General features: G+C 41.1%; 11 protein-coding genes. 4 read left to right on the plus strand and 7 right to left on the minus strand.

The annotated features are described in order from the left end of the window. Both FD17_RS13185 and FD17_RS05445 read right to left on the minus strand, forming a co-directional pair. On the minus strand, positions 1-425 hold a 425-nt coding region (locus FD17_RS13185; RefSeq protein ID WP_477218324.1), incomplete at its 3' end, for a transposase. Positions 426-945: 520 nt separating this feature from the next. After that, positions 946-1,908, minus strand: a complete 963-nt coding sequence (locus tag FD17_RS05445) for an AraC family transcriptional regulator (protein WP_057824400.1) — start codon at positions 1,906-1,908, stop codon at positions 946-948. A 253-nt stretch (positions 1,909-2,161) separates the two neighbouring features. On the opposite strand from FD17_RS05445, the gene FD17_RS05450 reads away from it, so the two are divergent. The 3 genes from FD17_RS05450 to arfA are packed head-to-tail and all read left to right on the plus strand — an operon-like array spanning position 2,162 to position 7,109. Continuing rightward, positions 2,162-3,577, plus strand: coding sequence for a glycoside-pentoside-hexuronide (GPH):cation symporter (locus tag FD17_RS05450; protein ID WP_057824403.1), 1,416 nt, complete (start codon positions 2,162-2,164; stop codon positions 3,575-3,577). Positions 3,578-3,605: 28 nt separating this feature from the next. Continuing rightward, entirely contained in the window at positions 3,606-5,567 is a 1,962-nt protein-coding gene (locus FD17_RS05455) for a glycoside hydrolase family 127 protein (protein WP_057824404.1), read from the plus strand. 39 nt (positions 5,568-5,606) lie between these two features. Continuing rightward, positions 5,607-7,109, plus strand: a complete 1,503-nt coding sequence (gene arfA / locus FD17_RS05460; RefSeq protein ID WP_191983128.1) for an arabinosylfuranosidase ArfA — start codon at positions 5,607-5,609, stop codon at positions 7,107-7,109. Positions 7,110-7,726: 617 nt separating this feature from the next. Here arfA and FD17_RS05465 read toward each other — a convergent pair. The 3 genes from FD17_RS05465 to FD17_RS05475 form a co-directional block, all read right to left on the minus strand. After that, positions 7,727-8,245: a hypothetical protein gene (locus FD17_RS05465; RefSeq protein WP_057824407.1), complete on the minus strand. Its 519-nt coding sequence runs from the start codon at positions 8,243-8,245 to the stop codon at positions 7,727-7,729. A 29-nt stretch (positions 8,246-8,274) separates the two neighbouring features. Next, positions 8,275-9,333: a lipoate--protein ligase gene (locus tag FD17_RS05470; protein WP_057824409.1), complete on the minus strand. Its 1,059-nt coding sequence runs from the start codon at positions 9,331-9,333 to the stop codon at positions 8,275-8,277. 99 nt (positions 9,334-9,432) lie between these two features. Next, positions 9,433-10,626, minus strand: a complete 1,194-nt coding sequence (locus FD17_RS05475; RefSeq protein WP_057824411.1) for an MDR family MFS transporter — start codon at positions 10,624-10,626, stop codon at positions 9,433-9,435. A 191-nt stretch (positions 10,627-10,817) separates the two neighbouring features. Between FD17_RS05475 and FD17_RS05480 the strand changes: the two genes are divergently transcribed. Further along, a complete protein-coding gene (locus tag FD17_RS05480; protein WP_057824413.1) occupies positions 10,818-11,243 on the plus strand; it encodes an OsmC family protein in 426 nt (141 codons plus the stop codon). Between the two features lie 261 nt (positions 11,244-11,504). Here the strand turns inward: FD17_RS05480 and FD17_RS05485 are convergent, their stop codons facing one another. Both FD17_RS05485 and FD17_RS05490 read right to left on the minus strand, forming a co-directional pair. Beyond that, complete coding sequence (locus tag FD17_RS05485) at positions 11,505-11,999, minus strand: C40 family peptidase (RefSeq protein ID WP_057824415.1); 495 nt, start codon at positions 11,997-11,999, stop codon at positions 11,505-11,507. Between the two features lie 36 nt (positions 12,000-12,035). Beyond that, on the minus strand, positions 12,036-12,935 hold the full coding sequence (locus FD17_RS05490) for a DUF5776 domain-containing protein (RefSeq protein WP_057824417.1): 900 nt from the start codon (positions 12,933-12,935) through the stop codon (positions 12,036-12,038). Between the last annotated feature and the right edge of the window lie 105 nt (positions 12,936-13,040).

Below are 13,040 nucleotides of genomic sequence, written 5' to 3' on the forward strand. Positions count from 1 at the left end.
AATAGAGCTCTCGTTTTTTGATCAAGCTTACATTCAAAGTTTTCAATGCTTTTGCGCCAAACAAATGAATATTTATTGGCATCGGCAAGAATTTTAGTACCATCAATGAAAATGGCCTCATCACTTAACAGATTGTTGTCAATTAAAGATTGCCGGAACTGAAGATACATGAGGGCAATGTGTTTGGTTGTTTGCTCATCAGTACGGAAACGATCGATTGTTCGGTAACTGGGGACCACATCAGGATCACCAATTAACCATTTCATTGGAATGCTTTCCTCAGCCATTTGTTGAATTTTGCGGCCAGAAAACACTTTGCGTGAGTAAGCAAATAACGTCATTTTAAGCATCATTAGTGGTGAATATTGTGGTCGCCCGAAGGTCGATTCCTCACCATAGATTAATTTATATGGAATGGTATCCACAAAGGCACTAATCGCACGAACAACATGAGTTTCTGAAATCTAAATTTCTAACGGCAATGTTAAACTGGTTTGATTATTGTTATAATATCTATACATAGAGATTCACTCCTATCCTTGGTTCTAGTCGATTTAAGAATAGCAGAGTTGAATTCTCTGTGCTACATAAAATTCAAAAAAAGCCTCGGAAAATTAATTCCGAAGCTTTTTCTGTATCCACTGGGACTTTTGTCCCAGCCTCGTGTTTACTAAGCTGTTTCTTGAGGCTTCTTTGATTGTTGATGACTGNTTCTAGTCGATTTAAGAATAGCAGAGTTGAATTCTCTGTGCTACATAAAATTCAAAAAAAGCCTCGGAAAATTAATTCCGAAGCTTTTTCTGTATCCACTGGGACTTTTGTCCCAGCCTCGTGTTTACTAAGCTGTTTCTTGAGGCTTCTTTGATTGTTGATGACTGCTATCATGTTTTCACAGACTTTCAGGCGCTAAATGTTGATAGTGATAATATTCTCTGGATGTGGCTATCATGACGTTAAGTTATCTTCTAACCTTGCATCTACCGATTCATTAATTGAGTCTGCAATCCGCGAAGGTACCGGGATGAATGGATCAACGTGGGTATTATTCAAATGGATATTGCTGTAGAGCCCACGATATTCACTGGGTGACAATCCGGTATCCTTTTTAAACCGTCGCATAAACACTTTTGGATTTGTGAAGTAAGAACTGTAAGCAATTTCTTTAATTGACATTTCTGTGCGAACTAATAGGAGTGAAGCCACATCGATTCGTTGCTTGTTGATGTATTGCAAGATCGTCATTCCAGTTTGCTTCTTAAAAATACGAGTCAAATAATCCCTATTCAGGTTCACACTATTTGCAACAACCTCAACGTTGATTTTGTTAGACATGTGGGCACGAATCCATTCCTTGATATAGTCAATCTTGGCATTTTCTTCGTTCGGATTATGTTGGTTCACATAAGAATCAAATAATTCAATTAGTAACGCAGAGGTCAAGAAATCACGTTTCTCCATATAAGTAATTTTCTTCTTGGCTGCTAAAATCTTGTGAATAGTAACGACCGCATCTTCATAGTCAGGAAGGTCAAAAATAATTGGCAAAGTAACATCATCATGTTTTCCAGACGTGTTTGTCTTCAAACGGCTAATCACATCACTTTCTTTAGCGTCAAATTCTGACACTTTCTCCTGTGGGAAAAAATGTAGCCAATAAAAATCTGCACCGCTTGGGTTTTTACGATACCCAAAATAATGAGTAAATGGGGGCACAATTAACACTTGATTTTTGTTCAATATATACTTATCGTCACCTACTTGTAAATATATTGGTCCACGATTACAAAAAATAATTTCATAATCACCTTTATGAAACAATGCCCGGTGTTGCCAAGACTCGTTAACCTTAAATTCACCACCCATGTAATACAAGACAGGTTTTGCGAGTACAAAAGAATAAAATTTCATGAAACCGCCCTCCTAAGTGTATCCACATAATTCACGTATCGTAAATGAACACCATATGTTCAAAAAAAACGACCAACTATGATTAGTGTACTAAATACAAGTCGTATATTGATACCATTGGTGATATTATAGACCTTTTTTTAAAATATGTAAGCGGTTAATATATAAAATGTAATCGTTATCAATGCGCATTGAGACTGATTCACTTTTCAATTTATTTGTTTTGACTTTACACATAAGGGAGACGTAATCAATGGAAAGTTCAGATCAAAAAGCAGCTGCGGCTGTTTCTAACATCAGTAGCCATGGGGCGGTCAAGCTACCATTATCAGAAAAGCTTGGTTATTCATTCACTGATATGGCCGGGAATCTGCTATACGTTACTATCACAAGTTATATTCTTTATTTCTATACAGATGTTTTTCAAATTTCAGTCGCTGGAGCGGGATTAATTTTACTGGTTGCCCGAGTAGTGGACGCAATTAGTGCACCTGTTTGGGGATCAATTGTTGACCACACACACACCAAATGGGGACAAAGTCGACCATTCTTCTTATGGTTGGCCATCCCATTTGCAATTGCAACCTTTTTGGCATTTACTGCACCAAATCTTCATGGAACATCAAAACTTATATACGCTGGTGTGACTTATATCTTAGCAGCAGGCATTATCTATACAGGAATTCAAACACCTATCACTGCTATCCTACCAAGTTTAACCTCTGATCCAACAGAACGAATCAGTGCCAATACCTGGCGAATGGCCGGTGGATCAATTGGTGCCTTCATTACCAGTAGTTTTGCGTTACCACTAGTTGCCTTCTTCGGAAAAGGAAACGATAAAGTTGGGTTCATGTGGGTTACTGCTATCTTTGGTGTAATTGGTGTCCTTATGTTATTCTTCGCCTTTAGTCACTTAAAGGAACGAACAGTTGCTGTCACCAAGTCCTTACCGTTCAAGGACAGTTTGAAAGCAACTGTTGGTAACAAGCCTTGGTTCATCTTAGTTATCTCATTTGTCATTTACTGGATTGCACAATCAGATCGGAATGGGATTGCCGTTTACTACGCTAAATACAATTTAGGAAACGAACAATTAACTTCTATTTTTAACGGTGTTGGTATTTTAGGCCTCTTTGCAACAATTTGTATTCCATTAATTGTTAAAGTAACAAATAAAACCACAACTATGCTTATTGGGCTCGCCGTTGGTGCCTTTGGTCAAATGATGGTTGCCTTCGTTGGTAATAACTTTGCGTTAGTGATCACTGCATGGATCATCGGAACCCTTGGCGCTTCAGTTGCCTGTGCAATGCCATTTGCCATGTTGGCTGATACCGTTGATTTTGGTGAGTGGAAGACGGGTATTCGCGCTTCCGGATTCTTAACCGCCGTTGGATCCGCTTTCTGTATCCAATTAGGTTCAGGATTTGGTAGCTTTATCCCCTCAAAGATTATGGCCGCCGCTGGTTTCGTTGCCAATAAGAGTCAAAGTGCTGCTTCACTTGCTTCAATTCACTTCTGCTTCGTTTGGCTACCAGTTATCATTTACGCAATTGTTGCCGCAATCATGCTTCTCTATTTTAAGTATGAAAGAAACGAACCGGTTGTGAAGGCCGATCTCGATAAACGCCATGCACTTGCTGAACAAGCTGCTCAAGAAAATTAGTAATTTGAATTTAGAAAGGTTGAGATAAATGGACATCGCAAACAAAATAAGATTAAAAAATGTTGAAGTTACCTCCGACTTTTGGAAACGATACCGCGAATTGGTTGTCAAAGAGGTATTACCCTACCAATGGAAAGTTATGAACGACGAGGCTGACATTTCAATTTCCGAGGATCCACAAAACAATGGCCGTGATCAAAACAGCCATGCGGTTGCTAATTTGAAAATTGCTGCTGGTAAAATGTCCGGTCACCACTATGGTTTCCCGTTTCAAGATACGGATGTTTATAAATGGCTGGAAGCAGCCGCTTATTCCTTTGGGTATCACCCAAATGCCGATTTGCAAAAAATTACAAATAGCTTAATTGATCTCATTGCTGAAGCTCAAGATGATGACGGCTATCTGTCCACCTATTTTCAAATTGATGCCCCTGAAAGAAAGTTCAAGCGCCTTCAACAGTCTCATGAATTGTACACCATGGGACACTATATTGAAGCTGGGGTTGCCTATTATCAAGCAACCGGCAATCAAAAGGCGTTAGACATTGCCACACGAATGGCCGACTGTATCGATGATCACTTTGGCCTTGAGGAAGGTAAAATTCCCGGCTACGATGGCCATCCAGAGATCGAGTTGGCACTTTCACGCCTATATGAAGAAACAGGCAAACAAAAATATATTGATTTAGCACATTACTTTTTAAAGCAACGTGGTCAGGATCCCGATTTTTTTGATAAGCAAAACCGCGCTGATGGTTGGGATAACGACATTCTTGAAGGGATGCGGAACTTACCAAAATCCTACTATCAGGCTGCAGAACCAATTATTGATCAACAAACAGCGGACGGTCACGCTGTTCGGGTTGTCTATCTATGTACAGGAATGGCTTACGTTGCCCGATTTACCGGTGATAAAGACCTATTGGCCGCCTGTCACCGTTTCTGGAAGGACATCGTACGACGAAGAATGTACATCACTGGAAATATCGGTTCCACAACAATTGGTGAAGCGTTCACTTATGACTATGATTTACCAAACGATACGATGTATGGTGAAACCTGTGCGTCAGTTGGAATGTCTTTCTTCGCCCGTCAAATGTTAAACATTGAAGCAAAGGGAGAATATGCGGACATTCTTGAAAAGGAATTATTCAACGGTGCCTTGAGCGGAATGGCCTTGGATGGTAAGCACTTCTTCTACGTTAATCCACTGGAAGCCGACCCAGCTGCCAGCAAAGGCAATCCGGGAAAGTCACACGTTCTGACTCATCGTGCGGATTGGTTTGGTTGTGCTTGCTGCCCGGCAAATTTAGCCCGACTCATTACGTCTGTTGACCAATATCTATATACGGTTAACGGTGACACAATTTTATCTCACCAATTTATTTCTAATAAGGCTGAGTTCGATGATCATGTTGAGGTTGTCCAAACAAACCATTTCCCATGGAGTGGCGACATTCACTATGAGGTACGTAATCCCGAACAACACGCTTTCAAGCTTGGCATTCGAATCCCAAGTTGGTCAGCTAAAACGGAAATTGCAATCAACGGAGCAATTCAATCCCTGCCAGTTAAAGACGGCTTCATTTACTTAAATGTCACTGAAAAATCACTCGTCATTGATTTAAAACTGGATATGAGTGTCAAGATAATGCAAGCCAGTACTAGAGTTGAATCAGACTTTGGAAAAGTTGCGGTTCAACGCGGTCCTGTGATTTACGCGACTGAAGAAACTGACAATCAGGCTCCACTTTGGTTGTACAAGGTTTCCCCAGAAGCAAAAACAACTTACCACTACGACAAGACATTGTTGAATGGTGTTGGTGTTGTTCAAATCGCTGGAACAAGAACATCCCTAGCCGAGGATGGTGTACCACTTTACACTCCCGCTACAAAACGGGTTCAAGACCCCATTACCATGCAACTCATCCCCTACTACGCTTGGGCTAACCGAAGCGACGGCCAGATGCGAGTTTGGTTAAATTCATAACCTTAGTTTGATTTACAGAGAGAAATGATTGGAGGACTGATGATTATCAAATCGACATTATCCATTGATTTAAATGAACAAATTTCGAAAATTGATCCAAGAATTTGGGGATCGTTTACCGAACACCTTGGTCGCTGCATATACGAAGGTATTTATCAACCAGAACACAAGACCGCTGATGAGGATGGCTTCCGACAAGATGTGATTGAGGCCGTTAAGAAGCTTCACGTTCCGTTAATTCGCTATCCAGGTGGCAACTTTGTCTCCGGTTATAATTGGCAAGACGGAATTGGGCCTAAAGACCAGCGTCCAACTCGCCTAGACTTGGCCTGGCGCAGTATGGAAACCAACCAGTTTGGCCTCCACGAATTTATGAAATGGTGTGCCAAAGTAAATGCAAAGCCCGACATGGCGGTAAATTTGGGTACTCGTGGTGTTGATGAGGCCCGCAATTTGGTCGAATATTGCAACTTCCCAAAGGGTACTTATTGGAGTGATCTCCGTCGCAAAAATGGAGCTGAGGAACCTTTCAATATCAAGGTCTGGTCCGTGGGTAATGAAATGGACGGCGATTGGCAAATTGGTCATAAAACCGCTCATGAATACGGTCGGTTAGTTCACGAAACTGCTAAGGCAATGAGATTAGTTGATCCAAGTGTCGAATTAGTTGCTTGTGGGAGTTCTAACCATCAAAACACGACTTTTGGCACCTGGGAAGAGACTGTGCTTGATAATGCATATGCCGACGTGGATTATCTGTCACTACACCAGTACTATGATAATTTTGATGACAACTTAGAAGAATTTCTTGGTAAGTCAGTCGACTTCGATCGCTTCATTACGGATGTCGTAGCCATTTGCGACGCTGTCAAAGCTCGCAAGCACAGTGACAAACAAATTAACCTCGCACTTGATGAGTGGAATGTTTGGTATCATTCAATGGAAGATGATAAAAAGCAAAAGCCTTGGACAAAAGCACCCCATTTGCTCGAAGATCATTACAACTTCGAAGATGCTTTATTAGTTGGCAGTTTAGCAATTACGTTATTGAAACACGCTGATAGAGTCAAAATTGGTTGTCTCGCCCAATTAATCAACGTAATCGCCCCAATCATGACAAAAACTAGTGGTGATCCATCCGTTTGGTATCAATCAATCTTCTACCCATTTATGCAAGTCTCCAATTATGGTCAAGGCATCGCCTTAGCGCAAAAAACAGATGTGCCAACCTATAAATCTAAGACTTATGAAGTGCCATACACCGACTCAATTGCTGTTTATAATCCAAAAACTCATGAGACTGTTGTTTTCATTGTGAATAAGGCAAAAGACAAGATCCCTTTCACGCTTAATTTAGCCAATGCTCAATTTGATAGTCTTGTTGCTGCAACACAATTTGCGGGATATGACATTCATCAAACTAATGAAGACCAATCGATGAAGCTCACCCCACTAAATAATCTGACAGTATCGAAAGATCATGTTAATGCTGACCTTGAACCATTGTCATGGAATATGATCCGCATTAAGACGGAGGTTTAGCACATATTTGATTGTGTATCTTTAGCACCCCCAAAACAACCGATCAGATAGCCTTCACTGGCGATGAGCTGGAAGTAATTAACTCTTACAAATGTCATTACAAAAGCATTCACTTGCTGCGAACATTAGGAATCCATCTGCACCAAATGGTTGACGAAACTAAATTCTTTTACAGTTCAAAACTGGTCATTATTCCCATCGTATGATAAATCTACTCAATCCCACATCAATTTTCTGCACCCCAGAAACTGATGTGGGATTGTTTTTAAGGACCTAAGTCAAAATGTATTGATAAGATCACTCAAGCTCACAGGGTAGACAGCCCAACTCATTATTAAGTTTCTCATCAAAACAAACTATCGTTGAAGAAGGTCACTGAATTACAAAAAAGCTCTTCACAAACTTAAAAATCAAAAGATAGATCCTAACAATCCATGGCCAACAACCATTTATAAAAAATAATTATAAAAAACAGCCTCGGCATCTTTACCTAGACTGTTTTTTATACATCTATCTTTTTATAATCATTGTTGCTTTAAAACCCGAATTGTTCCAATGAACTTTCTTTTACTAATTGGAACAATTCAGACTACCACTGCATTTAACTTGTATATGCGCTAAGCCATTTCTTGAGGCTTCTTTGATTGTTGATGACTGCTATCAAGTTTTCGCAGACTTTCTGGCGCTAAAATAACATCATCCAACGGCACATCGTCTACGTCGGGATAGTTCTCAGTAATTGGCAAATATTCAGGAGCACTTAGAAGCTCTCGCTGCTCATCATCAAAAGAAACGATCACGTCATCACTGGCGTTATCCGTATCGTGACTTAACGAACCAAGGGGATGATATTCCTTAACAGTGCCAACCAAGCCTCGGTAATCTTCCACCGGCTCGACAACTTGTACTCGATCCCCGTATGCAAACGGGGCATGATACTCGAGAAAGTCCAAGGTTTGATCTAAATGAACTAATTCTTCAGGATAAAATGGAATTGCTGCAGTCGGTACTTCTTCGGCATACCCACCATACGCATCAACCATTGTGTCAATTTCTTCTTGAGTTAGTAGTGGTTGATAATCTTCAAAATCTACTCGAATTACTAAATGATCCTTACCATTATCATCTGACTGCACTTCCTCCTTTCGTGGATAATTCATAAAAACTATTTATTCTGTCCAATATTTTCAAAATCAGGGTTGACCATCAACTCTGCGAGTTCCTTTGGGTTCACGTTGCCAATATTGTCTGTCAGATGGCTGTTTTCAAATGCTTCGATTAAATTATCACGTTCAAATGGGACTCCAGTAATGTGTTCTTCGATCTCTGCCAGATTCCCGTTGGCCTTGTTAAAGTCGCCAAAAATTTTAGCATGGGTCACAATGCCGTTATTGACCGAAAAGCTGACTTCAACATTGCCGACACCATCAAAGTGGTTTGAATGGAAGTAGTTGTCATGAAGTTTCTTACCCATGATCCAATCATCACCCGGATAGTCTTTTTGACGCATGGCTTCAATCTTGTCCCAGTCTTTCGAGTCAAATCGGTAGGTTGGAACATCTGCCAAGTCATCAACTTGAAAGATTTCTTTTAAAATCATCCCAAGAATATCTTCGATTGAGATATCTTTGTATTGGTCGCTGAAGTATGGCCGCAGGTTGGTCACCCGGCTGTGCACGGACTGGACACCCTTGGACGCCAGTTTTGATTTGGTTGGGTTCAGTGCTTTGGCAGCTGCGTCCAGATCAACGTCGATCATTAAAGTACCGCCGACATAAAACCGGCTGCCGGCTTTAAACGTTGCCATCCCGGAGAATTTCTTACCATCAACCGTTAAGTCATTTCTCCCACTTAATTCAGCATCGACTCCCAAACGCTTGAGAACGTTAATGACAGGGGTCGCATATTTTTTGAAATTCATGTAATTGGTGCCGTCATCGGTATCGATAAATGAATAGGTGAGGTTACCCGAATCCACATAGACGGCACCACCACCGCCTGCTCGACGGGCAATTTGAATATCATGGGCTTTGATATAATCCAAGTTCAGTTCTGAGTAAATATTTTGATTGCCGCCAATGATCACAGAAGGTTTCATTGGCCGGGACCAGTTGAACAACGTTTCGTCAAAACGATCGTCAGCCATTAGGTAACGAGAGGCGATTTCAAAGGTCATTGGATTGCCGGAATAGTCGGCTTTTGAAGACAGATCAGTATAAAGCAAAGTATCACTCCCTTACATTAAGTAACCGTTTATGGCGCTAAGTATAGCATCTTATCGGCTTACTCAGGATGAATTTGCTTGCTTCAATGTCCAAGGGATTTATCGATACATGACCAATTTTCCGTGCATGGTGTTCCATAGGATAATAATCCCTATCAGGACCAGTAAAACAGCGCTGGTAGCGATTATAAACAGGGCGGTGTACGAAGACATCTCAATGACCAGACCGCCAAATAGAGGGCCGAGAGCCCGTCCTGCAGATGCCCAGGATTGAATCAGACCTTGGTATCTGCCTTTTGCTTCAATCGGTGTCAATGTATTGACCAAGGCAGGAATGGTTGGCAGGGCGGTTGCCTCGCCAATTGTCAGGGTGACCATTGCCAACACGAAGAAAGGATAGGTTTTTGCGAAGATCAAGACCACAAAGGATAACGACATCATGAAAACCCCGAAGAAAATCTCCAGAATCATATTTTCGTGGTACCTTGAGATCCAATTAATGATGATTTGAGCAATTACAATCACCCCACCATTAATCGTCCAAAGCAGACTGTAATTACGAAGTGGAATACCAATTCCGGTCATATAGACAGATAAGTTGGACACCCATTGCTGGTACATAATCCAAATAATGAATAATGAGAGAAAAAATGTAAAAAGCATAATTGCGTTGGGCTTTGGCAGACTTTTCGACGACCAAGTGGTTTTTTCGGTGTCGGAGACCTTCTTGCGTGATTCATTGGCAGCGGGCTTAAACTTCAGCACGACAATCAGCAGGAATATGGCAAAGAGGGTTGTTGCAACAATGAACATCAACGTGACACTGATACTGTAAATGAAGCCAACCAGAGAAGTACCAATGACAATCCCCAAATTTTGAGCGAAGTACAGCATATTGAAAACATAGCGGCTGTCCTGAGATCTAATCCCGGTTCCAATCGAATTGACAACAGCGATGTTCCAGCCACCGGCAATTCCATTGAAGAAAAGGATGATTCCAAATGCCGGCCAACCATGGAAAAAGACCAGCATGATCAAGGTCAGCGTTGTGGAGGCGACCCCACCAATCAATAGGTGATAAGGATTCTTCCGGTCATATAGGTACCCGCCGAGATAACTGCCCAACACACTTGCCAGGGAGTTGAACAACAGAACAATCCCAATGACAGTCAGAGAAACACCCAACCGATCATGCAGATAAACACTGGTTAACGGCCAGACAAAGCTCATTCCAATACTACTGAACATGCCACCGATGATCAGCCATTTTAATTTCATTTCATTTGCGGGCATTTAATTGACCTTCTTTCATTCGTTTTTTGCGCCAAGGTCCAGTGTATCAAAAATAGACAGGGAATGGGGCACATTTGCGATAGTAAGCGCTAACAATTACAAGTGCTGTTTGATGGACTTCACCAATTAAATCACATATGATTAAGGCGTTGGATGAAGTATTGAGTTTGTTAAATTAGGAGGAATAAGATATGGCTGTTGACGGATCACTTTATCACACTGAAGTCGTTAATGAACATGGATTAGTTGGTGAGAGTTTTGTTCGAGGTAATGAAGGCCTGGCATTGGGTGTAAGTAGTTCATTGATTAATAGCCCAGGTACCAACCCGGAACAATTCATCGGCTTTGCTTTGAGTACTTGTTTTAATGCAACTATTGGCTTAGTTGAGCGGGGCCACAATTTGAAACCGGATACGGTTATTCACACCGCAGTGGATAACTTGAAGGATACCCAAGGATATAAATTCGTAGTTCGTTGTCAGATTCTTTTCCATGAGTTGGATAACGAGCAGGCTCAACAAATGGTCGACGAAGCCTTGGATACATGCCCAGTAGCCAAATTGTTGAAGGCAAATGAGGATGTAACGTTTGAGGTAGTGGATAAGTTCTCGTTTTAGGAACCAGAGTGTGAGCCGGAGCGGTTAGCAACTGGAGTCTAAGCCAGCTTTGGTTGAAATCGAGTTTGATTTCGACCAAAGCTGACTTAGATGCAAGTTGCTGCTCCGGCGAACACGTTTCGGCTAAGTACCAGTGAACAAATAAACAAAATCAACCACAAACAAGTACCACAAACAAGCACCACCCAACTCAATTCTACGAAAAAAGCACCAGCAGCAAACCATTCGGTCTGTTGCTGGTGCTTTACTGTATCTATTTAATTAATCGTCATAACTTAAAGTAGCAGGACGTGAGAATCCAACAACGTGCCACCATGGTGAGTAAACTTTTTCAGTGATCACACCGCGGTTTTGTGAATCGATCATCTTACCATTACCGATATACATACCAACGTGTGAGATGCTGTGTTTGCTGCCGCCGAAGTATACCAAATCACCTTTTTTGATGTTGCTCTTTGAAACTTTCTTTGTTCCGTTGTATTGTGCTTGAGCAGTTCTAGGAATTGATTTTTTGATTGAATGCTTGTAAACATATTTGGTGAAACCTGAACAATCAAAATGAGTAGGACCAACAGCGCCATATACGTAGCTTGCGCCAAGATGCTTCTTGGCAACTTTCAGAACCTTTGAATATGATTGGTTTGAAGAGTCGGCGTTTGCGCTGGTTGCTGAAGTATATGATGTTACAGCGAATGCAAACAATGCTGCGAGCAATAATACTGGTTTTAAGATTGATTTGATAATACTGTGTGACAAGATAAATTCCCCTTTACTTTGCGTAGTTTCGTTAAATTAGTCTGTTACGTATGCTTTATTAGCTGTGATGTAATTTCCGTTTGAAAGTTGGAACCGATAAGCTCCACCGTTTGAACGAGTGATTGATTTAACTGAAAGCTTCTTGCCTGCAGTAACCTTTGAAACCCGACTCTTGAAATTAGCATCGTTATATTCATAGATGTTTTTTGATACTGAAACTTCTTTATCACTTGGAAGTGATGTGAAGTAGGTTGGCTTTGCGGTGTCTGCGGATGAAGTTTTGAGCCATGAGTTAACGACTGAACTGTTAACCACTTTACTCAAATCAACTCGACCGCTGATTCCACTTAACGAACCGTGTGACGTATATTGCCAAAGATCAGTTGAAACATTTGGCTTGGCGGAATAATTTGCAATCCATGAACCGTCAAACTTGGAATAGTTGATCTTGTGGACATTGACGTAGTTTTGGTATGAGTAGTAAACCAAAGGCTTATTGGTTAACTTTCTCATCTGAGCAAGCCATGCGTTCACGTATGACTGTTCCGAGCCGCTGCCTTTACGATGCTCGTTATCCAAGACGTAGAAACGCGCTTTGGAACTTGAACGTTTGTAAAAATCTTTGGCTTCTTTTTTGGCGTCGGCCACGCTGCTGAACTCTGCGTAACCATATTGGCCGAATGGCACGTTATATTTATATGCGCCGTTTGCGTTGATATCTTTATGAGTATCAATTCTGAAATCTGCATCGCCGGTGTCACCATGTTGAACCCGGATGATTGCAAATTTTAATTGCTTAGAAGCTTTGCTCCAATTGATATTTCCTTGATACTGGGAAACATCAGCAATCTTTGTCTTGGCAGCGGATGCGTTAATCGCAAATGTGAATGCTGCCATAGCACCCATTAATAGGCCGGCTATCTTTTTAAATTTCATATCAGTAATAGTCCTCCTCTAAAAACTTACAAGTACAATTATATGAAATGAATGCTACCAACCAGTATCAGGATTGTTTCATAAATGTTAAGAAAAATTTCACAC

This window comes from Lentilactobacillus sunkii DSM 19904 (genome assembly GCF_001435575.1).
Lineage (GTDB): Bacteria > Bacillota > Bacilli > Lactobacillales > Lactobacillaceae > Lentilactobacillus > Lentilactobacillus sunkii.